Here is a 21471-nt window from a genome sequence, read left to right as displayed (position 1 = left end):
AAGGAAATCGCTTTTGGATTCCTTTGATTAAAATGGCGCGATTGGAGAGCAATTCAGCTATGCCCATCCACTGCAAAAGTTTTACCACAGAGAAAAAAGAGATGCTGATATTGGCCCTTACCGGTCGTATGAAGTACTTCAATCCTTATTTCGGTTTTTTGCGTTTTTTGAGAGCTCAGAGAAAAAAGCCAAGGCTTTTTTGCCAAAACCGATCAAACCGCAATTGTCAGAAGCGAAGCTTTTCCCTTTGTTTTCCTTCGGGGTCTCACAGTCTCCTGTTGTCCTGCTTCTCCAGAAGCAGGACCATTCACTACCCTTCGGATGCTGCTTCAGGAGAAGCAGCATAGCGGGAATTTTCCCCAATGAAAAGCCTTGGCTTTTCTCCTTAGTGCTCTTGAGAAAGGTCAAAATAGAAGAAAAGGAATGCCGTTCCCTGAGGACAAAAATCCAAATCTCCTCTTTTCTCTGTGAGCTTTGTGGTAAAAAAACGCTGTATTCCTTCGTAGTTAAAAATTCCGTTGTCCCGCTTCTCCTAAGAATTCCCAAATACTTTTCTGCGGTTTTCCCGCTCTCTCTGTTTTTCCTCTGCCAAGTCCAGGCTCACATTGACCTCAAAGCAAACCAGGACAATCAGAGAAGTGATCCAAAGCCAAAGCATCAGAGCGATCAGGGTTCCGATAGATCCGTAAAGTTTGTTGTAGCTGGCAAAATTGTCCAGGTAAAAAATGAACACATAAAAGGCAAGCGTGATCAACAAACCCGCCATCTGTGCACCTATTGAGAAAAAATTCCACTTGTCGTGCACCGCAGGAGCAAAGCGAAAGATGTAGGCAGAAGTGATGTAAAAGACGAAAAGCAGGATCAAAAACTTGAAGGTATTGAACAGAAAAATCATGAAATTACTGTTGAACACATGCATTTCATCCAATGCACTGATCAGGAGGCTCCCGATGATCATAACCGAGCTGGCTGCGATCACTGTCACCACCAATGCGAACACAATACTGATTGCGATAAGTCGGGATTTCAGGAAGCCCCGGTTTTCCTTGGTTCGGTAAACTGAATTGAAAGAGGTCATCATAGACATCACGCCCTGTGTAGAGGCAAAAAGTGCAAAGAAAAAACCGAAGGAAAGCAGACTTTGCCGCGGTTTGGAGACAATGTCCATCAGTGTTGTTTCGATATTGTCATACATCCCTATGGGAATGACATTCTGCATAAACCCCAGGATGTTTTCTGTGGTGACCATCGGGAAAAAATCCTGCAGGTACGGAATCATGTTAAGCAGAAAGAGCAACAAAGGGAAAAGTGCAATCGTGTAGCTGAATGCCATGGATCCGGCCCGCTCGCTGATGTCATCCTTTTTGAGCTGTTGGAAAAAGATCCTGGCGACATCGTACAAATTCTTGTCCGGGTGACCGAAATAGATCTTCTTCAAATGCCTTGCCTTGAGTTGCAGGCGTAATCTCCATTTGAAAATTTTCCTTCTGATCACAATTTCAAGGTTTTACTCAAAAATAGGGTTTCAATAAATCTAACAAATTCCGGGGAGGCCGAGTGGGCTGATGGCTTTCTTTTTTGAGAAAAGTCAAGGTAGTCCAGCCCTCGGTGATCAGTTCGCCTAGCTCGTTGATGACCTGATATTCAAAACGGATCCGAACACCAGGAAGCTCGGGAATGATGGTTTTGATGGTCAGCAATTCATCGTATTTTCCCGGTTTGAGGTATTTGAAGTGACTCTCCAGCACTGGCATCATCACTCCATTATCTTCCATTTCCCGATAGGAAAAACCTGCCGAACGCATCGCTTCCACCCGCGCCACTTCAAAATACATGGCGTAGTTGCCATAGTACACATAGCCCATTTGGTCTGTTTCGGCATATCGGACGCGGATTTGAGTTTCTGCGTTAAACATCCTAGAAAATGTTTGCCGCGTTCAATGCCCGCTGATAGCGTCTTGCATTGGCCATATGATCATCGTAACTGCTGGCAAAAGCGTGGTAGCCTGAAAAATCCTCTTTGGCGCAAAAATAGAGGTAATCGTGCTTTTCGGAATTCAGGACTGCATTGAGGGAATTGATATCCGGCAAGTTGATTGGGCCGGGAGGAAGGCCTGTGTATTTGTAGGTATTGTAAGGGCTGTCAATTTCCTTGTGAACATTCAGGATTCTTTTCAAGGTGAAATCACCCGTAGCATAAACCAAGGTGGGATCGGCCTGAAGGGCCATTCCGATTTTCATTCTGTTCAGGTAAACACCTGCAATTTTTGGACGTTCGTCAGACTTTTGACTTTCGGCCTGAACAATTGAAGCAAGTGTGCTCACTTCTTTTTGAGAAAGTCCCATCGCTTGGGCTTTTTGCTTTCGCTCTTCCGTCCAAAAGGATTGATATTCCTTGTGCATTCGATCAAAAAGTGCCTCAGGACTCGTATTCCACCAAAACTCATAGGTATTGGGGATAAACATGCTCATGATCGTCTCCTCTTCAAAGTCAAACTTCCGGATGAAAACCGAGTCCTGGATCATTTTCAGAAACTGTTCCTGAGTGACTTCCAGATTGGCTGTGATCTTTTCTGCCAGATCTTCTTTGGTTCTCACATTGTTGAAAGTCACCTTGACCGGAACCTGCCGACCAGATCTGAGCATCCTCACCAAATCAAGGTTACTCATTTTAGGGTCAATTTTGTACAAACCTGGTTTGACATCATCCTGATAGCCCAAAACCTTAGCAACAAAGCCGAAACTCAGGGCATCGTTGATCACTTTGTCATCATAGAGTTGGTTGGCCACTTGCCTATAAACCCCATTGCTGGGGATTTTCAGCATATAGGTTTGGTCCGAAACCACCATGGTATTGGGACTGAAAAAGACCTGATAGAAATAGAAGGTCAGGGAAATAGCCAGTACCGAAGAGGAAATCAGGAGAATGAGCAGGAGTTTTTTGCGCTTTTCACTTTGCATAGAAGGCAAAAATAAGGAAAAAACGCTTCGTGTGGGAAAGGCTTTGGTGAGATATGCTGCGCAAGAATAGCTTCTCGTCATCGAAGCGAAATAGGCTTCGCGAAACAATATCCCGAATTTTGCTAATTAGCTTGACTCTTTCCGAGGACTTAGTTCAAGATATTTCTATTTTGTGATTATCCGCTTCTTTGCCAGTAGGTCAAAATGGCCTCGACTTCGCTCGGCCACCGAATTTTGGGTTAGTAAAGGGAGGGGAGGAAAATGCGGCGCAGCCGCATTTTCCTCCCCTCCCTTAAAAACTAACTTACGGACACCGAGCGAAGTCGAGGTGATACCATATAAAATTTGGTTACTGGTATGATAGCTGATATACATATTCCATTTTATTTCGATTGTATTTCAATTGAATTTCTATTTTTAAAAATGAAGCTAGTCCCAGTAACCTGCGCAATAATCTTCCATCAGGGAAAAGTCCTGGCTGCACAGCGATCGCTCGCCATGGACTTGCCGGGCAAATGGGAATTTCCCGGAGGAAAAGTGGAAGTCGGCGAAGACCCAAAAGCCTGCCTGATTCGGGAAATCAAAGAGGAGTTGGCCGTTGAAATTGAAATTTTTGATTCTCTTACTCCTTCAGAATTTGCCTACCCATCCAAAACAATCCGGCTAATTCCTTTTGCAGCAATCTGGAAAAGCGGAGAAATTCGTTTATTGGAACACGAGCAGGTCATTTGGCTGGATAAAAAAGACCTGCTTTCTGTGGATTGGGCTGCGGCAGATTTGCCGATTGTGCATGAATTGCAGGAGAAATGGGTTAAGCTTGTAACTAAAATCAAACTGGAAAGGTAATGGCAGCTGAATTCATCCGGCTATATGAGCAAAATCCCGATCCCAAACGTGTAAGACAGGTGGTAGATGTCCTCCGAAACGGTGGCATAATTATCTATCCAACCGACACGGTTTATGGGATGGGATGCGATATTACAAACCAGCGGGCGGTAGAAAGAATCTGCAAAATCAAGGGTATCAATCCCAAGAAGCACAACTTTTCTTTTATCTGTGCGGATCTGAGCAATATCGCCCAATACACCCGGGTGATCCACAAGCCGGTTTTTAAGATGATGAAAAAGGCCTTTCCGGGCCCCTTTACATTCATTTTGGAGGCAAGTTCCTTGGTGCCAAAGATTTTGCACAGCAATAAAAAGACCGTCGGAATTCGTGTCCCTGACCATTCCATCCCAAAGGCAATTGTGGAGGAATTGGGTCAGCCGATTCTTTCTACTTCCATCTATGACGAGGATGAGGTCATCGAATACAGCACAGATCCCGAGCTGATTTTTGAAAAATACCAGAATCTAGTGGATCTCGTGATCGATGGGGGGTATGGACAAAATGTGGCCTCAACTATCCTGGATTGTACCGGAGATGAAGTGGAAGTGGTCAGACAGGGATTGGGGCAACTTGAAGACATCAGCTGATTTTTTCCAAAAGCAAGAATCCGAAACTTGCACTGACTTCATCGAAGCATCCGAAATCCGAAATCCGAAATCCAAAATCCGAAATCCGAAATCCGAAATCCGAAATCCGAAATCAAATAATCGCCTCCGCCTCCATTTCCACCAAATATTCCTCACCGATCAGATCAGCCCTAACCATGGTATTGGCGGGTTGAATTCCTGCAAATCGCTGTCCATGGGCTCGGGAGATCGGTTCCCACTGATCCGCATTTCGGATAAAAATCCTTGTTCGAACCACATCTTCCAACCTTCCACCTAACGATTGGATCGCTCCTTCGAGCTTGTCCAGGATGAAGTGAGCTTGGGCACCGGGATCCTTGCCACCCATCGCTTTCGAGCCGTGAGTTGCAGTGGTACCGGACACGAGGATCCGATTACCTTTTCTCACCGCTCTACTGAATCCCGCGATGTCCTCCCAGATCGTTCCGCTCAGGGCTTTGGTTCGCCCATCAGATCCTGATTTAGTCGGATAGGGGGCGGGGAAACTTTCCACATGATGACTCAAATCCCCAGAGGCTGTCAGGAAAGGAGGTTTCCGGTATTCATCTCCGCAGTCACCAGGAATCTGAGTTAGTTCGCCTTGGATTTTGCGGATGGATTCCCGGTCTGAGTCATCCAGTTCGAATGAAAAAAGCTTCTGATTGTCGGTAATATGAGCGCTTTGACCCAATCTGGCTCCAATGATCACTCCGCCAACAGCAGGTTGATCCATGATCCATTTGCTGGCGACGTTGGAAATACTGACCTGATGTTTTTGGGCGATATCTTCCATGGTGCGGAGCAGGACCTGAAACTTCTCCCAACCTCCGGCCGCATCGATGAAGCGCTTGTATTTCATTTGGGACCAAGTCAGGGTTTCGTTCAGGACTGGCTCGGGTTTTCCCAACCATTTTTCAGATAGAAATCCCCCGGCCACCGTTCCGAAAGCCAATAGTTTCACCTTGTGCTTTATGCAAAGTTCGGTCATGGCACCGGCTGCCCGTTGATCCAAAAGCGAAAAGCAAACTTGATTGGAAACCACCTCAATACCAGAATTGACCACGATACTTAGGTGAGCAGTGTCGAAATTGGTCAGGCCGAGATGCTTGATCAGCCCTTCTTCCCTGAGTTCCTGCAGCCAAAACATACTGTCCACCCAGCTCGGATGGGAATACTGCCAAGCATGAAATTGCATCAGATCAATCACTTCCGATTGCATCCGGGTCAAAGCCAATTCCACTGCTTCCCGCACTTGAGCTTTGGTGATTCGATCGGGAGAAGGCACCCATTTTGTAAAAAGCTGAGCGGCATTTTTCCCGTATTCCTTCCGAAAAACACCCGCGATTTCTTCCGAAGAACCATAATGGTCTGCCATGTCAAAAGTGCTAAACCCTCCATCCACATAGGCTTTCATGGCTTTGGCTCCTTGAATAGGATCGACTTTTTTTCCGTTACGCTCTATATCGGCAATCTGCCAAAGTCCGGTCAAGGCCCGGCAAATGGTCAATCCCTGCGCGAGTTCGGTGTATTTCGAAGTGTTCATAACAAAGGTTATTCAGAAGGAAGAGTTGAAAATCGGGTTTTTAGATCCACCCCGGAGGACTTCAGTTTTTTCCATTGGAAAAGAAAAAGCACCGAGGCCAAACTCATCACAATCAGCCAAACGGGAGTGGAGTGAAAATACCAGGCCGAAACGCTGGCATTGAGGTCTTTCAAGGTGTGGATGAAAAGGAAAGCAGTCAGCAGGAAAGCTCCCCCGATGCCGATTAGAAGTTGAACTGGCCTGTACCGGAAGATGCTGATTTGGGAAGCTAAAGCCGGATTTCGAATCGGGAAAAGGATCACCGAAAGACACATCAGGAGGAAATTGACCAGCATGGAAGTCACCATGATGTCAATGCCCAGGAAGATATCTCCGGCAAAGTGGCTGCCCAAAATCCCGATAGTGGAGACTCCTCCGCTGAGAATAATGGCAAGGTGGGGAGTCTGATGTTTGGAATGGATTTTGGATAAACTTTTTGGAAAAACTCCGTCTTCTGCCCAGGAATAAACCAGTCGCGATACCGACAAAATCATTGCAGGGAGGTCATTAACCAAAGCGACAGCAGCTCCGAGCAAAATCAAAACGCCCAATCCGGAGGGGAGTAAGTAGCTCAAAATACCCGCTGCCGTGATGTCTTTTTCCAGCGCTTCCAGAGCGACAAATTGCCAGGGAACGGCATGATAAACAGCATAAGTAAATGCGATGTAAAATAAACCTACACTCAAAATAGCCAAACCAATTGCCCGCGGGAGGTTTTTGATTGGGTTTTTGGCTTCTCCTCCTGCCTGAGCGATGGAGTCAAAACCGATAAAACTGGAAAAAAGCAAAGCTGCTGCAGAAAGAAAGGTTGGCCAGTGAAAGACTGTTTCAGTGAGTTCAAGGTTTCTTCCTTCTTTTTCCATTAAAGCCGAAAGAAAATCCGAATGGTCAAAACTTAACCCGGAAATGATCACAATTCCGCCTAAGATAAACATCAGAATCATCAGCGGAATCAGCGTACGCTCGTAGAATTTTGCCCCCAGAATATTCACATAGACAAAAAGCCAAAGTAAGGTCAAAGCCAGACTTACCCGAATCCAAGGTGTATCCAATAAATTGGCTAAACCAGTCCAATTCAGCGCCACAGCCACATCCCGGAAGAAAGGTACCACAACATAAGCAATCACCCCGATCACGATGGAGAGGCCAAACCATTGTGAAAAACTGGCGACAAAACCCAGATAGGGATGAATTGCCCGGCTTGCGTAAAGGTAAGAGCCTCCTGCCCGAGGCATCGCTGAAGCCAAAATCGTGTAGGCCAAAGCGGCGAACACTGCAGGAATAGCGGCAAAAAGAAATGCAGGAAGGACGTATGGACCGATTCCCGGCACATTGCGCTGAATCATAAACGGCACGATGTAGATCGATGCCCCGATCATGGAGCAAATCCCGGTTGCAGTCAATCCAAGAAGTCCAAGCTGGCGGGTGAGGTGGGTGTTTGAGGCGCTCATTTGAATCGAAAGGAGGAAGATAGAAAAAATGATTAACCGCTAATTCGTCTTCTGGTCAAAAGGAAATAAAAGTCCACGGTCGACGGACCACAGTCGACGGCCGGTTAAACTGAATGGGAATTCTCATTTTCCATTCACATGAATTGTATTCGTCCTTAGAACGGTTAATTTTTTAATAATTGAAAAAAAAGAAAGTATCAAATGACCTTTGTCAGGCTTTTTCCAGGCTCTTATTAGCTATTTTGAGGGAAAATCAAATTCATTTAAAAGTCCGCTTTCTTGCGATTAGCATTATCCCAAAAGATTTGAGTTAGGCATGACTAGCTGTGGACTGTCGTCTGTTGACTGTGGACGATTATCCGCAATCAAATTCTTAGGTTTAGCTAATCCGGCCAAAATGCGGATAATCTTTTAATCCATTTTTAACCAGGATCTCACCCGAATCAAAATGACCAACGCCATCTACCTCACCACCACGGAACCCTTTTCAGGGAAATCAATTTTTGCGCTGGGCTTAATGGCCCTTTTGGCCAGCAAAACGGACAAACTCTCTTACTTTAAGCCGATCATTGCCGGAGGAAAAAAGGAAAAGGACCGGCGTCTCGATCTGATCAAAAACCACTTCAATCTCTCCCAATCCTACGAGGAAATGTTTGTTTTCTCCAGGAAGAAAGCAATCAAAGAGATCAACAATGGAAATGAGGCTTTCTTGATCGATTCGATTATTGAAAAGTTTAAAAAGCTTCAGGAATCTTCAGATTTTGTGGTGGTGGAAGGCACCGACTTTCTGGATGCCAACACCAATGTTGAATTTGACGGCAATATTTCCATAGCCAAAAACCTCGGGATTCCGGCAGCGATTATTTTGAATTGCTCCAGGAGATCTATACCCGAAATCGTTGATTTGGCGCAGGCTACGCTTAAAGGTTTTTTGAACAAGGGGGTGCAGGTGTTGGTTTTGGTCGCCAACAAAGTGGAGGAAGGAAAAGAGGAAGAAATAGCAAAGCGGTTAAAATTGGTCATCCCTGAGGAAACCCTGGTGACGACCATTCCCATGCATATGGAATTGAGCAACCCAACCATGGGGGAGATTAAAGAGTCTTTGGATGCCGAGCTGCTTTTTGGAGAAAATCTACTGACCAATCGGGTTGATCATTCGATAGTCGGGGCGATGCAGCTGCCTAATTTTCTGACAAGATTGGGACAAAATACACTGGTGGTGACACCTGGGGATCGGGGAGACCTCATCATTGGGGCTTTGCAGGCCAATGTTTCCAGAAAATTCGGAAAGGTTGCCGGGATTATAGTGTCAGGTGGGATTCATCCCGAACCTTCCATTGTGAAGTTGATTGAAGGTCTGGAAACGATTGTTCCGATTTTGCAGGTCGAACAAGGGACATTCCAAGTGGTGACCGAAGTCAACCAGATCCGAGCCAGAATCGCTGCTGCAGACAAAGAAAAAATTTCAATCGCCATCCGACTTTTTGAAAAATGGGTAGATGAAAAGGCACTCGCAGAGCGGATTGTGGCATTCCATTCCGATTCACTGACACCTCGCATGTTTCAGTACCAATTGGTCAAGCGGGCCAAAGAAAAGAAAAAGCACATCGTATTGCCTGAAGGGGACGATGACCGGATTTTGATGGCTGCTGATATGTTGATCCGCCAAAATGTGGTTGACCTGACCATTTTGGGAGTTAAGGAAACTATCGAAACTGCGGTAAAGAGACTGAATCTGTCCTTTGATCTGGATAAAATAGGAATCGAAAATCCGGAAACTTCCGAAAAATTCGAAGGTTATGCGCAGACCCTTTACGAACTCAGAAAAAGCAAAGGAGTTACTTTGGCAATGGCCAAGGATCTGATGCATGACGTCTCTTATTTTGGCACCATGATGGTGTTCAAAGGGGAAGCTGACGGAATGGTATCCGGAGCAATCCATACGACCCAGCATACCATCCGCCCGGCTCTTCAGTTTGTCAAGACCAAGCCCGGAGTATCCACGGTTTCTTCAGTTTTTTTTATGTGCCTTCCCAGCCGGGTTTCAGTGTTCGGAGATTGTGCAGTCATTCCCAATCCAACTTCCGAGCAATTGGCTGACATTGCCATTTCTTCCGCAGACTCTGCCAAAATGCTAGGCATTGAGCCCAAAATCGCGATGCTATCCTATTCTTCCGGTAGTTCGGGAGAAGGTGAAGATGTGGACAAAGTCAGAAAAGCCACTGAACTGGTACGTGAACGAAGACCAGACCTGAAAGTCGAAGGACCCATCCAATACGATGCGGCGGTGGATCCTGAAGTTGGGAAAAAGAAAATGCCAGATTCCCAAGTTGCAGGCCAAGCCAGTGTATTGATTTTCCCAGACCTGAACACCGGAAACAACACTTACAAAGCCGTTCAGCGGGAAACCGGAGCTTTGGCCATCGGCCCCATGCTGCAGGGGCTAAACAAACCGGTGAATGACCTCAGCCGCGGCTGTACTGTGGCAGATGTTTTTAATACGGTAGTCATCACTTCCATTCAGGCGCAGGAATCAGCCAATTGATTTAGGATTTACGATTTTTGATTTACGAATTACGACCTCAAGCCATCTTTCAACGGTATTGTCCAAAGGGTTAACCACTAGAAATAATGATTGAGGTTCTTTTTCACCTCGTAAATCGTACTTCGTAAATCGTAAATCCAACCCTTTCTCAAATAAGTATTCTCGAATTTTGAAAATTAGCCTAACTCCATAACTTCCACTTTATGAATGTCTTCGTCATCAATTCGGGCAGCAGCTCGATCAAGTATCAACTGATAGCCATGCCAGAAGCCAAGGTGATTTGTTCCGGATTGGTGGACAGGATTGGGCTGGAAGAGTCCGAAATAAAATACACGGCTTTTTTGGAATCAGGTGTGGTGAAGAAAAACGAAAGCAAGCCGATTCCTGACCATGCTGCTGGCCTGAAAGCTGTGGCCAAATTACTGACAGACCCTGAAGTTGGAGTGATTTCAGACCCAGACCAAGTGCATGTCGTCGGACATAGAGTAGTTCATGGAGGAGAAAAGTTTTCCCAAACCCAGCTCATCACCGAAGAAGCCAAGACCAAAATCAAAGAGCTTTTTCCATTGGCCCCACTTCATAATCCGGCTAATTTTCTGGGAATAGAGGTTGCTGAGAAGATTTTTACCAAGGCAAAACAAATAGCGGTTTTTGACACAGCTTTCCATCAGACGATGCCTCCGGTTGCCTTCCGGGTTCCCATTCCCAACGAATATTATGAGAAACACGGCATTCGGGCCTATGGCTTTCATGGCACCAGCCACAAATACGTTTCTGAAAAAGCCATTGAGTTTTTAGGAAAAAAGGACTCCAAAATCATCACCATCCATTTGGGCAACGGCTGCAGTATGGCTGCGGTGAAGGATGGGAAATGCATCGATACCAGTATGGGCTTGGGACCGATGAATGGGCTCATTATGGGAACCCGTGCTGGAGATGTGGATCAGTCGGTGATTTTTTACCTGGTCAATCAGCTTGGCTATTCCCTCGATGAGGTCAATAAAGTGCTGAACAAAAAAAGCGGAATGCTCGGCCTGACGGGATTCAGCGATATGCGGGACATAAAACAGCACTATGACAAAGGTGAGAAAAATGCGGTCTTGGCTTATGACATATACGCCTATCACATCAAGAAATTCATTGGTTCATTTGCCGCAGTGCTGAATGGCTTGGATGCGATTGTATTCACCGCTGGAGTGGGGGAAAACGATGCGCTGAGCCGAAAGCTCGTCTGTCAGGAGATGGATTTTTTTGGAATCAGCCTGGATAGTGCAAAAAATGAATCGAAAAATTCAGGAATCCGTGAAATCAACACTTTTGACTCAAAGGTCAAAGTGTTGGTTATTCCGACCAACGAGGAATTGGAGATAGCCAGGCAATGCTTTGAATTATTGGGATAAGTGAAACTAATACCAGCTAACGCTAAAGATGCCCGTTCCGAATACAAAACGTAAATTAATCAACCCGAAAGCAAAATGGAATCACTCATCAAAACCTGGAAAACCAGCCGAAGGATCTACTTGGATTATTTTGAAAAATACGATCTGGAGCAACTGAATAAAGTTCCAGCAGGATTTAACAATAATCTCATATGGAACATTGGACACATCATCGTGGCGCAACAGTCCTTGATCTACCGCCTTTCTAATCTCCCGATGCACGTTTCTGCGGAGCTTTTTGATACTTACAAACCAGGATCGAAACCCACCGGAAACATCTCTCAAGCCGAAGTCAATGAACTGAAAAAATTATTAATCTCGCTGGTGGAGCAAACCGATGCGGACCTGAGCAGCGGCGTTTTCCAGACCTTTACCGAGCGGCAGACCGCGACAGGTTTTTTATTGAATACTTTAGAAGATTCGCTTCATTTCAACAATTACCATGAAGGGTTGCATCTAGGGTATATGATGAGTATCAGTAAGTTTGTCTGACAGATTCAGCGTCTGCATCCATTCCGTTCGTTTACTGCCCAGACCAAGGTGAGATAAAATTAGGCTAGTGGGGTGAAGGCTTTTGCACCTGCTTCTCTAAATCGTAGATCTCGAATTGGGCGGCATTTCGTTACTTTACAATGTGCTTTCCATGAAAAGGAGCGGAATGTGTGTAATTATGCGACAGTCTGCTCTTCACTGCGATTACAGCTATAGATAAAATAGGCTCCCTCGTAAAGAGACTGCACAGAACTGACACGAAAAAGGATGTATTATCCCAAAAGAAAAATTGATTGTATGAAGTTGTTTTCCAGGTGCTATCTCATTATCACATTCGTATTGCTAGCGGTGATAGTTCAAGCCCAAGGCTTGCCTCAAGAGCAGTTTTTGATTTATAATGCCCAGATCGTAGATGTTTTGACAGGCAAGATAAAAAGTGAAATGGCCTTGCTGATCGAAGGGGACCAAATAAAAGCGTTGGGAGATTTCAACCAGCTGAGCAAAGACATACCCCAATCGCAGCAGCTAGACGCTAAAAATAAGTTTATCATTCCCGGTCTTTGGGATATGCACATACACTTGGAAGTGCAGGGACTAGAGGAAGACAACCAGGCGCTGCTTCCGCTGTTCATTGCCTTTGGCATTACGACCGTGAGAGACTGTGCCAGCGACCTGGGCGAGACGGTTTTAAAGTGGAGAGATGAAATCAATGCGGGGAAATTGTTTGGGCCGAACCTTTTTACCGCCGGATTAAAACTCGAGGGCAAAAACTCATCCTGGAAGGGGGATCTTGAAATTGAGAATGAAACCGAGCTTAACCTCATGATGGATAAGCAGGATGTCTGGGCTCCGGATTTCATCAAGATTACTGACAACAAGTTGCACGGAGAATTATTTCTGAAAAGTATCCAAGCTGCACATGAACGGGGCTACGTCGTTTCAGGTCACGTGCCAATCGATCTAACGCTCGAGGAAATGGTGGACGCCGGTTTTTCCAGTGTTGAGCATGCCAGTTACCTGAATAGGTTGGGGTACGATCAGGAGGAGATTGTAGCGCAATTGAAAGCGGGTACGCTGACCAATGCTCAAGCCGGTGCACTGTACAAAGGTATTTTTGACCAGCAAAAGGCGGATCGAAATTATAAAATACTGGGTGACAAAGGGCTTTACGTGACGCCGACCTATATCGGAGGACGGCAGATCGCCTATGGGGATGAGGAGAACCATCTGCTGGATTCGATGATGACGAAATATCTGACGAAAGCCTTTACTGCTGAATATCTAAAAAGGATTGAGCGGTTGAAAAATGAAACACCTGAACAGATGAAAGAGCGAAAACAAACCTATCAATTCAATATTTCTCAGTTAGTCCACTATCAAGATGCCGGGATCACGATACTAGCCGGAAGCGATGGAGCGGTGCTAAACGCCTTGGTTTACCCTGCCCAGTCCCTGATTCAGGAACTTCAGATATTCCAGGACGCCGGTCTAAAACCGATCGATGTACTCCGCGCAGCTACGATCAATGGAGCAAGGTTTCTGAAAAAAGATAAAGAGATGGGTTCCATAGATATAGGGAAGCGTGCAGATCTGGTACTACTTGACAGCAATCCACTGGAAGATATCAATGCCACGACCCATATAAGCGGCGTATTCACAAAAAGCAGTTACCTGGGTAGGGCGGATTTGGATAAAATCCTTTCAGATGCGAGGGAAGCAAAAGTAAGACTGGATAAGTCGAGAGAAAAATAGCGGATCATTTCCGCTTAGGTTCGAATCGTCAAACCGAAACCGGTTTGAAAAAATCACCTACGTGTTCCGGTTCGCATAGGCGGAACCTGTCCTGAACTTCCTCATTCTATTGCAAGCAGGGTTCCCCATTCTCCTGGGAGCGGTGAGAATTAGGGGGCTGCCAGTCAAAAGGTAGTTGCCGGAATATTCAATTGATTCAGTTTTTAATTACCAATTATTATATGGGACATATTGCTTTCGGATACTCGAAAAAAGTGCCTGCGGTTCGGATTTGAGATTTTTTAACGCACTAATTTTTATCCGTACCTTTGTGCAAATTCTAAAGAGGCATCCATGAAGCGGATAAATGAATACAAGAAACTTTTTAATATCGAAGGTCCTATTGACTTGAAGCAGCTGAAAACCACCTACAGAACACTGGTAAAGGAATGGCACCCGGACAAGTTTCTTGAAGGAGACGAAAAAGCCAAGGAAGCTGAAGAAAAAAGCACTAAAATCATTGACGGCTATCATTTTTTGGTGAGCATCGCTCCTGAAACCGCAGAAGCCAATATGGAGGAATATACCCAGACCATCACCCAATCCGGAATCGGAGACTTCCAATATAAAAATCAGGTTCTCGAGATCACCTTCCTGGACGGGAATACCTACGAGTATTTTGGTGTGTCAAAAAATACCTACACCAAGTTTATCAACGCTGACAACGCCTACCGCTTTGCCAGAAGGAATATCCTAAGTGATCACCTGTATCGGAAGTCTAAGAAGACGTTGGAGACGGCCTAATGCCTTATTTTAAGTTCTGGAATTCATCCAGGTAAAATTTCTCTAAGCCTCATTTCGAGATTCTTAGGTAGAGAAGCTGGCACATCTCCAGAGAAACAACGGATGGAAAGGGCACCCGGATTATTGTCTCGCGGATCTCAACCCGAAATGCGATTCGTGAATTAGATGCATCGCAATTATATTTCCTTGTAAAAAATTAATGACTTGATTGATAGTCTTTCTCTCCTCGTTTTGTTTGAGATTGTCAACATCATCTAGTGATTCAAATTCAAGGAGATGAAATTCGAAAAGCTGGATCAAAGACAGAAAGTCACCTTGATTTCCAAACTTTTTGACGGGCTATTGAGCCGAAATCCTAAAAAACAACCCGAATCGCATTTTGGAATTTATCAATGCAAGAGGTCAGGAATGACCTCTTTTGTTTTTTTTTGGGATTCATTTTGCAGAAATTGAAATGAATAGGGAAGGATTTAACTATTTGATAATTTTTTGGGATAGGCCAGATCCACAAGTTGGCAGTAGTATAGGAGAATAATTATTCCCCATTGCCGAATTTGCGGTTCGGGCAATCAAAACGTATCCCGATAGCCTTCTTTTTCAGAAAAGGTACTTTGGGAATTGCCAGAAATAGAAATATCAAAAAATTCAAAAATCGGTTCACAAATTAATGAAGACTCTCAAAAACCTAAGTTTAGTCCTGGCTGTTATTCTTGCTTTTTCCTGTAAATCAGGCAATGAAGAAGCAGAATCACTCCCGAAAACTATCGTGATTTTCGTAGATGGGCTGAGACCCGATTACATCACGGAGAAGCAGATGCCCCATCTGCATCAGATGATGAAAGAAGGAACCCAGTCTTTGAACCATCACCCGATTTTCCCATCGGTGACCCGGGTCAATGCGACTTCTTTTGCCACCGGAAGCTATCCTCATCGTCACGGGATTTTGGGAAATACCATCTATTTGCCCCAGGTAAATCCCAGAGAAGGAGTGGACACCGGCGAGGCCCTAGAGTTGATCCATGCAGATTCAGTTTTGGGAGGGGGATTGGTGCAGGTTCCGTCAATTGGAGAAATCCTTTCTGAAAATAACCTGAAGTATGCCGTATTCAGTACAGGGTCCACAGGTTCGGCCTGGTTACTGAATCATCGTGTAAAGGGCCTTGGAATCATCAATGCGGATACCATCCTTCCGGTTTCCTTGCAGGATCGGATTTTAAAAGAATTTGGATATGCTCCGGCATCTGAGGATCCAAACGGAGCAAGACATGCTTGGCTTACGGATATCCTTATCCAATATGCGCTTGCCGGGGATGGGCCGGATGTTTCGGTGGTTTGGTTTTCGGATCCTGATGGTACGGCCCATGCCCATGGGGTGGGAGTTCCCATAACTTTGCAAGCGATCGGGAAAGTAGATGAACAAATCGGCCGGATTGTCCAGGCAATCAAGGACAAAGGGCTGGAAGATAAAGTTAACCTGATGGTCACTGCAGACCATGGCTTTGTCACCCGCAAAGCCAGCCCCGGACTTTCTTCATTTTTGGTAGAAAAGGGCTTTAAGGAATCCCCTGAATCCGAAGATATGATTTCAGTCGCTGGGGCAGTTTACCTTTCTGAGGAAAATAAGAGCAGTCTGAATCCAATCATACAATCCCTGCAAAAAGAAGAATGGGTTGGTGCGATTTTCACCAAAGAGGGAATTGAAGGAACTTTGCCCTTTTCATCCGTCAATTGGGATTTTCAGGAGCGGGTACCAGATCTGTTTGTGGATTTGAATTGGACCGATGAGACCAATGAATTCGGGTATTCGGGATTTAGCTACGGCGGTGGTGTTGCCGGACACGGCACTTCCAGTCCCTATGAAATGTCTATTCCATTGGTTGCCTTTGGTCCTGCGTTTAAAAAAGGCTATCAGAATGGACTTCCTTCCGGTACAGTGGATCTGCTGCCTACGATTTTGAAACTCCATGGAGTAGAATCTGCGGAAAAATTTGACGGAAGAGTAATTGAAGAAATTCTGGCTGGTGAAGCTGGTCCCGGCAAGGAAAATATCAGAATAGATACGCTGGGGGCAAAGGGCATTCAGGGGGAAATAAACTATCAGGTAAAGCTGGTGACCGAATCTGTTCCGGGATCCGGAAAGTATATCATCAGGTCTGAAACCCAAAGAACAGGGAATTAGTCAGGATCAGATTATTCCTAAGGTGATTTCGCTTTGGTTGGTGGCCCAAAATCAAAAATTTCCTCAATACTTTAGCGTTGCACACAAAGAAAAAGAGGCTGTTTCAAATCTGAAACAGCCTCTTTTGGGCTTGGCTTTTTCGGCCTTTGGATTAATGTAGGTATTGGTCTCCCAGACCAATATTTGAAGGTTCGATATTGTCTTTTTCGATGTCTTTGAAGTACTTGTAAGTGCCCACTTTTAGCTCCATGGTGGCGTCCTCATCGCAGACAATCATGGATTTGTGGTGGAGTTGCAGGGCACTGATGGTCCACATATGGGAAACCCCACCTTCCACAGCCTTGTGAAGTGCCCGTGCTTTTTGATGGCCGTTGACAATAATCACCACTTCTCTCGCGTCCATTACTGTTCCCACGCCGACTGTCAGAGCCAGTTTGGGAACTTGATTCAGGTCATTATCAAAAAACCGTGAATTGACCATCCGGGTTTCGGTATTTAGGGTTTTCACCCGGGTTCGGGAGGTCAGCGATGAACCCGGCTCATTGAAGGCGATATGCCCGTCAATTCCTATTCCGCCCAAAAACAGATCAATTCCACCCACCTGCTTGATTTTTTCCTCATATCTGCTGCATTCCGATTCCAGATCTGCAGCGTTTCCGTCCAGGATATTGATGTTTTCCTGAGGGATATCGATATGTGAAAAGAAGTTTTTGAACATGAATGCATGATAGCTTTCCGGATGGATTTCGGGTAAGGCCACGTATTCATCCATATTGAAGGTGATGACATTCTGAAAAGAAACTTTACCGCCTTCATAGAGTTTGATCAGCTCCCGGTAGGTCCCCAAAGGAGATGATCCTGTGGGAAGTCCAAGCACAAAAGGCGAAGAGCTCTTTTCCTGATGAGCCTTGATTTGGCCGACAATGTAGTGTGCTACCCATTTGGAAAGCAAATCATAATTGTCCTGAATGAGCAGTCTCATTGCTAGAATAGTTTAGAGTTGAATATCAGAGTTTGGTCGAGTTTTCGATAAAAAACCCCTGTTTTAAAGGAGTGTTTTCATCCAATGGAAGCCCAAAAACAGAACCCTGAATTGGAGAGGCTGATGTTTTTTGAAAGCTCCTGGATGAATACCCCGAATAGGTGAAATAGTACTACCTGAAATGCAGGATTGCCCAGATTTTTTCATACCCCAATTCCCTCGAATTTATAGGATTGGAATTTTTGGAAAGGAAAGACAACCCGATTCGGGGAAAAACGAAATCCCGAATTTCCCCTCAAATGGCTTTACTAAAATGGATATTTGGTTTCCCAGGGCTTCCTTTTTCTCAGGAAAGCGACTCTCCATGTTGGGAAAGGTCCAACCCGATTTCCTCATATTCTTCCCTTACCCGAAGCGTCACAAACTTGTTGAGCACAAAGAAAATTGCATAGGACATGCTGAAGGAGAAAACAATCACTCCAACTAATACAAGCATGTGTGATCCAAAAACTGACCAGCCGCCGTTCATCAAGCTTGAGCCTTCTTTTCCTGCAAAAATCGCCGTCAGGATCATTCCCATGATCCCGCCGATCCCATGGCAGGCAAAGACATCCAGGGTATCGTCTATCTTTTTGAGGAACTTGGCATGCATCGCCATATTGGAAACGATAGCCCCGATTGCTCCAAAGAAAAAGCTTTGAGGCACGGTGATAAATCCAGCGGCGGGAGTGATGACAACCAACCCGACCACCGCACCGATACAGGCTTGGAGTGCAGAGATTTTTCTCCCCTGAATCCGGTCAAACAAGACCCAGGTCATCATGGCTGTGGCAGAACAGATCGTGGTTGTTGCAAAAGCCAGTGCTGCAGTGCCATTGGCTGCCAAAGAAGATCCGGCATTGAATCCAAACCAGCCAAACCAAAGCATTCCTGTGCCTAGAATGACATAGGTAATATTGGAAGGTTCGTGGTTTGGCTTTTTTCTTTTACCCAGGAATAGTGCCCCAGCCAGCGAGGCAAGACCGGCACTGATATGAACTACAGTACCACCCGCGAAATCGAGTACTCCAAAATAAGATCCAATCAAGCCCTGGGGATGCCAGACCATGTGGCAAAGCGGAGCATAGACAAAGACACAGAAAATGCCGATGAAAAACAGGTAGCCGATGAATCGCACCCTCTCTGCAAAAGATCCGGTGATAATCGCCGGGGTGATCACAGCAAACTTCATCTGAAACAATGCGAAGAGAATAAATGGAAGGGTACTTCCCAAAGCTTTGTGAGGCAGTGTGCTCACCTGATCAAAAAACAGGTATTGGAATGGATTGCCGATTATTCCATAGGTTTTGCCGTCAATCTCGATCCCGATAGGGTCGCCAAAAGCAAGGCTAAAGCCGACTACAACCCAAAGCATGGTGACCACTCCCAACGAAATGAAGCTCTGCAGCATGGTGGAAATCAGGTTTTTCTTCCCAACCATTCCTCCGTAGAAGAGAGAAAGTCCGGGGGTCATTAGCAACACCAGGCAGGAAGCCGTCAAAAGCCAGGCGATATCGGCATAGACCAATTGCTCCTCAGTGCCGAAATTTTCCAGAACAGGCTGGCTTTGCGTCCAAAATAATCCCAATACGGGAGCAGCAATAGTGATCAGAAAAGCTACTTTCCACTTGAATTTCATTCCGTTTTTTTCCATTTGGCAAAAGTATAAGAATTAATGTTTTATTCGATTTGGGTTGTGAAATACAGGATGAAAATTTACCCATTTTCAATAAAAATGTATCAAAAACGATTGAATTCGGGTTTCAATTAGGTGTTAGGCTGCTAAATAATGTCTATTTTCAGTTGCTCAGACAGAAAACAAAGGGATTGACCCTAAATATTTGTCTTTCTAAAGCGGTATGCATATATATTCCCCGGATTTTGGGAAGGTGCCGAGTCTTCAAACACGGGAGTTTCTGGGTCTTTAGCTTACGATGCGGATTTCCGAGGTCTTCTTCGTATCTTTTTCAATGCTTTGAAATGGGGTAAAGTCCCGTGATTCTCAAGCTTATTTTTAACCCATTTGGCAATGATAATACACCCAATGACCAAGAAGTATTGGTTTCCAATTTTTCTGATTGGCCTGTCCTGCGGCCTTATTAGCTGTGTTAATTTGAAGACCGTCCGCGATTTTTCGGAGACTTCCCATGTAAGTATTCAAAATTTTGAGCAGATAGATTATACCTTTTTGGACCATTGCCTGGATCGCTGTGAAGACGAGGCAATTGGAAAATATGAATTCAATCGGGTTTTAGAATGTCCCTGTGAGTTGTATGTGGAGGCAGACAGCGTTACCCAGATTATGTATCAGGCCATCGGGGGGTACTTTGAGGGATTGGGGAATCTTTCGCAAAATGAATTGACTACATACAGTACCGATGCAGTAGTCAATTCTATGACAGCACAGGAACTGGGGCCTCTGGCTATTGATGCAAACATGGCCAAGGCCTATTCCACACTTTCTAATATCCTATTGAGAAGTGCTACCGATTTTTACCGAAGGAGGAAAATTGCAGGGTATATAACTGAAGCTAATGAACCGCTTCAAGTCCTGCTGAGTGCATTTCAGGGGATTATCCGTACCAATCTCAAAGGGGAGCTGAGGTTTAAAAAAGAGCGGATGTACACCTACTACATGGATATGAAAATGAACAATACCCTCCAATCTGACTATGAAAAGGGCAAAGCGACTGGGGACTATTACCGGGTTCTCGAAGAAATTCAAACAAAAGAAAAGCAAATGGATCTTTTTGCCGAAGCTCTTAATGCGATTGCCAAAGGGCATCAGGTACTTTATGACGGACGGGATAAGCTCTCAGACAAGGATCTGACCAAAGCAATAAATGGTAATTCCGCTCAGGTCAAGAGGCTGCTTTCTGAATTCAACAAACTTAATCCCTAAAAACTATGGCTAATTTGACTTCTGAACAGGCAAACCAATTATCCGACGATTTTTTTTATTTGGCAATGGCTATCGGGGACTTCAGATATGCAAACTGGGAACGCTTGACTTTGGAGGAAAACAAGGAGCTAAGTGAGATACAAGGGGCTATTCTGAGCTGTGGCGAAGATATTCTTGCCTTTTCCACTACTTTGGTAATGGATGAAGTCGGGGAGTCACTGGCCAAGATCAGATCTATTACAGGGGAGATAAGAGGTACCATCAAGGGCCTCAAATCTATCCAAAAAGGACTTGATGCCGCCTCAACAATACTAATCCTGGGGGTTGCAATTTTAAAAAGGGACCCGATGGGGATAGGGAATTCAATCAAGGATCTTTTTATGGTTTGGAAGGGAAGCCCGGAATAGTATTCCAAGGCATTTTTTTCCTCCCTCACTCCAGACCTTGAGGCTCATGGGCACTGAGCGCTTGTGGTGAACTAGATAGGATGGCACTTCGAATTATGCTGAAATGTTTTCAAGAGGTAATTTCGCTACCGGTGTCAATGCGGACTTCGTCGTAAGTTTATATACACCTTAGGGTATAAGACTAAAATGAATTTCGTTTCGAAAAAAAGTTTAAAAAAAACACGGTTTTGTTAAAGATTATTTGCTAAGCTTAACATATGGGTCTAAATTAGAATCCATTACATCTTTTGATTTTTGAACTTCATTGGAGTCCTTTTTTGAATTCAAACCGGGACTTTTGATTCGGTACTGGATACCCGCCCATTTTGTTGGAATGCCTGTTTTTGTTTGTTGGGTGGATTTTGATTCAGTTTCATAGGTACAGACAATCGTCAACTTGATTTGGATTTCTTCCATCTGCCTTT

At 44.9% G+C, this 21471-nt stretch carries 18 protein-coding genes; 10 read left to right on the top strand and 8 right to left on the bottom strand.

Annotated elements, in window-relative coordinates; translation table 11 throughout:
- Positions 1-532 precede the first annotated feature (532 nt).
- The 3 genes from B0E43_RS28115 to mltG are packed head-to-tail and all read right to left on the bottom strand — an operon-like array spanning position 533 to position 2961.
- Positions 533-1495: a YihY/virulence factor BrkB family protein gene (locus tag B0E43_RS28115; RefSeq protein WP_077348092.1), complete on the bottom strand. Its 963-nt coding sequence runs from the start codon at positions 1493-1495 to the stop codon at positions 533-535.
- 16 nt (positions 1496-1511) lie between these two features.
- Positions 1512-1916 (bottom strand): thioesterase family protein, encoded by a 405-nt coding sequence (locus B0E43_RS28110; protein WP_077348090.1) that lies wholly within the window; start codon positions 1914-1916, stop codon positions 1512-1514.
- A 1-nt stretch (position 1917) separates the two neighbouring features.
- Positions 1918-2961: an endolytic transglycosylase MltG gene (gene mltG, locus B0E43_RS28105; RefSeq protein ID WP_077348088.1), complete on the bottom strand. Its 1044-nt coding sequence runs from the start codon at positions 2959-2961 to the stop codon at positions 1918-1920.
- Between the two features lie 423 nt (positions 2962-3384).
- Here mltG and B0E43_RS28100 point away from each other — a divergent pair, with 423 nt between their 5' ends.
- Together B0E43_RS28100 and B0E43_RS28095 are read left to right on the top strand one after the other, a co-directional pair.
- The gene (locus B0E43_RS28100; protein WP_077348086.1) at positions 3385-3807 is read left to right on the top strand and encodes a (deoxy)nucleoside triphosphate pyrophosphohydrolase; all 423 of its coding nucleotides are present in this window, start codon (positions 3385-3387) and stop codon (positions 3805-3807) included.
- A complete protein-coding gene (locus B0E43_RS28095; RefSeq protein ID WP_077348084.1) occupies positions 3807-4436 on the top strand; it encodes an L-threonylcarbamoyladenylate synthase in 630 nt (209 codons plus the stop codon). The genes B0E43_RS28100 and B0E43_RS28095 overlap by 1 nt, the downstream gene beginning before the upstream one ends.
- A 112-nt stretch (positions 4437-4548) precedes the next feature.
- Here B0E43_RS28095 and B0E43_RS28090 read toward each other — a convergent pair whose 3' ends face one another.
- The gene (locus B0E43_RS28090; RefSeq protein ID WP_077348082.1) at positions 4549-5997 is read right to left on the bottom strand and encodes an aldo/keto reductase; all 1449 of its coding nucleotides are present in this window, start codon (positions 5995-5997) and stop codon (positions 4549-4551) included.
- An 8-nt stretch (positions 5998-6005) separates the two neighbouring features.
- Positions 6006-7487, bottom strand: a complete 1482-nt coding sequence (locus B0E43_RS28085) for an APC family permease (RefSeq protein WP_077348080.1) — start codon at positions 7485-7487, stop codon at positions 6006-6008.
- Positions 7488-7935: 448 nt separating this feature from the next.
- Here B0E43_RS28085 and pta point away from each other — a divergent pair, with 448 nt between their 5' ends.
- The 6 genes from pta (at position 7936) to B0E43_RS28055 (ending at position 16677) form a co-directional block, all read left to right on the top strand.
- Entirely contained in the window at positions 7936-10032 is a 2097-nt protein-coding gene (pta, locus tag B0E43_RS28080) for a phosphate acetyltransferase (protein WP_077348078.1), read from the top strand.
- Positions 10033-10235: 203 nt separating this feature from the next.
- Positions 10236-11432, top strand: a complete 1197-nt coding sequence (locus B0E43_RS28075) for an acetate/propionate family kinase (RefSeq protein WP_077348076.1) — start codon at positions 10236-10238, stop codon at positions 11430-11432.
- A 75-nt stretch (positions 11433-11507) separates the two neighbouring features.
- On the top strand, positions 11508-11963 hold the full coding sequence (locus B0E43_RS28070) for a DinB family protein (RefSeq protein WP_077348074.1): 456 nt from the start codon (positions 11508-11510) through the stop codon (positions 11961-11963).
- Between the two features lie 297 nt (positions 11964-12260).
- Positions 12261-13715: an amidohydrolase family protein gene (locus B0E43_RS28065; protein ID WP_168171907.1), complete on the top strand. Its 1455-nt coding sequence runs from the start codon at positions 12261-12263 to the stop codon at positions 13713-13715.
- 333 nt (positions 13716-14048) lie between these two features.
- Positions 14049-14498 (top strand): KTSC domain-containing protein, encoded by a 450-nt coding sequence (locus B0E43_RS28060; RefSeq protein WP_077348070.1) that lies wholly within the window; start codon positions 14049-14051, stop codon positions 14496-14498.
- 667 nt (positions 14499-15165) lie between these two features.
- Complete coding sequence (locus B0E43_RS28055) at positions 15166-16677, top strand: alkaline phosphatase family protein (RefSeq protein ID WP_077348068.1); 1512 nt, start codon at positions 15166-15168, stop codon at positions 16675-16677.
- A 151-nt stretch (positions 16678-16828) separates the two neighbouring features.
- Here the strand turns inward: B0E43_RS28055 and nagB are convergent, their stop codons facing one another.
- Both nagB and B0E43_RS28045 read right to left on the bottom strand, forming a co-directional pair.
- The gene (gene nagB / locus B0E43_RS28050) at positions 16829-17659 is read right to left on the bottom strand and encodes a glucosamine-6-phosphate deaminase (RefSeq protein ID WP_077348066.1); all 831 of its coding nucleotides are present in this window, start codon (positions 17657-17659) and stop codon (positions 16829-16831) included.
- 346 nt (positions 17660-18005) lie between these two features.
- Positions 18006-19352, bottom strand: coding sequence for an ammonium transporter (locus B0E43_RS28045; protein ID WP_254423378.1), 1347 nt, complete (start codon positions 19350-19352; stop codon positions 18006-18008).
- A gap of 459 nt (positions 19353-19811) precedes the next feature.
- On the opposite strand from B0E43_RS28045, the gene B0E43_RS28040 reads away from it, so the two are divergent.
- Both B0E43_RS28040 and B0E43_RS28035 read left to right on the top strand, forming a co-directional pair.
- Complete coding sequence (locus tag B0E43_RS28040; RefSeq protein WP_139352692.1) at positions 19812-20600, top strand: hypothetical protein; 789 nt, start codon at positions 19812-19814, stop codon at positions 20598-20600.
- A gap of 5 nt (positions 20601-20605) precedes the next feature.
- Complete coding sequence (locus B0E43_RS28035; protein ID WP_077348062.1) at positions 20606-21007, top strand: hypothetical protein; 402 nt, start codon at positions 20606-20608, stop codon at positions 21005-21007.
- Positions 21008-21244: 237 nt separating this feature from the next.
- Here B0E43_RS28035 and B0E43_RS28030 read toward each other — a convergent pair whose 3' ends face one another.
- Positions 21245-21463, bottom strand: coding sequence for a hypothetical protein (locus tag B0E43_RS28030; RefSeq protein ID WP_139352691.1), 219 nt, complete (start codon positions 21461-21463; stop codon positions 21245-21247).
- Between the last annotated feature and the right edge of the window lie 8 nt (positions 21464-21471).

This window comes from Algoriphagus sp. A40 (assembly GCF_002002735.1).
Classification (GTDB): Bacteria; Bacteroidota; Bacteroidia; order Cytophagales; family Cyclobacteriaceae; genus Algoriphagus.
Note: the sequence above shows the minus strand (reverse complement) of the source record. Positions and strands in the feature narration are given on the sequence as shown.

Coding starts and splice junctions, on each gene's coding strand:
- B0E43_RS28110 (WP_077348090.1), bottom strand. CDS start 1,916: ATGTTTAACGCAGAAACTCAAATCCGCGTCCGATATGCCGAAACAGAC.
- mltG (WP_077348088.1), bottom strand. CDS start 2,961: ATGCAAAGTGAAAAGCGCAAAAAACTCCTGCTCATTCTCCTGATTTCC.
- B0E43_RS28100 (WP_077348086.1), top strand. CDS start 3,385: ATGAAGCTAGTCCCAGTAACCTGCGCAATAATCTTCCATCAGGGAAAA.
- B0E43_RS28095 (WP_077348084.1), top strand. CDS start 3,807: ATGGCAGCTGAATTCATCCGGCTATATGAGCAAAATCCCGATCCCAAA.
- B0E43_RS28090 (WP_077348082.1), bottom strand. CDS start 5,997: ATGAACACTTCGAAATACACCGAACTCGCGCAGGGATTGACCATTTGC.
- B0E43_RS28085 (WP_077348080.1), bottom strand. CDS start 7,487: ATGAGCGCCTCAAACACCCACCTCACCCGCCAGCTTGGACTTCTTGGA.
- pta (WP_077348078.1), top strand. CDS start 7,936: ATGACCAACGCCATCTACCTCACCACCACGGAACCCTTTTCAGGGAAA.
- B0E43_RS28075 (WP_077348076.1), top strand. CDS start 10,236: ATGAATGTCTTCGTCATCAATTCGGGCAGCAGCTCGATCAAGTATCAA.
- B0E43_RS28070 (WP_077348074.1), top strand. CDS start 11,508: ATGGAATCACTCATCAAAACCTGGAAAACCAGCCGAAGGATCTACTTG.
- B0E43_RS28065 (WP_168171907.1), top strand. CDS start 12,261: ATGAAGTTGTTTTCCAGGTGCTATCTCATTATCACATTCGTATTGCTA.
- B0E43_RS28060 (WP_077348070.1), top strand. CDS start 14,049: ATGAAGCGGATAAATGAATACAAGAAACTTTTTAATATCGAAGGTCCT.
- B0E43_RS28055 (WP_077348068.1), top strand. CDS start 15,166: ATGAAGACTCTCAAAAACCTAAGTTTAGTCCTGGCTGTTATTCTTGCT.
- nagB (WP_077348066.1), bottom strand. CDS start 17,659: ATGAGACTGCTCATTCAGGACAATTATGATTTGCTTTCCAAATGGGTA.
- B0E43_RS28045 (WP_254423378.1), bottom strand. CDS start 19,352: ATGGAAAAAAACGGAATGAAATTCAAGTGGAAAGTAGCTTTTCTGATC.
- B0E43_RS28035 (WP_077348062.1), top strand. CDS start 20,606: ATGGCTAATTTGACTTCTGAACAGGCAAACCAATTATCCGACGATTTT.
- B0E43_RS28030 (WP_139352691.1), bottom strand. CDS start 21,463: ATGGAAGAAATCCAAATCAAGTTGACGATTGTCTGTACCTATGAAACT.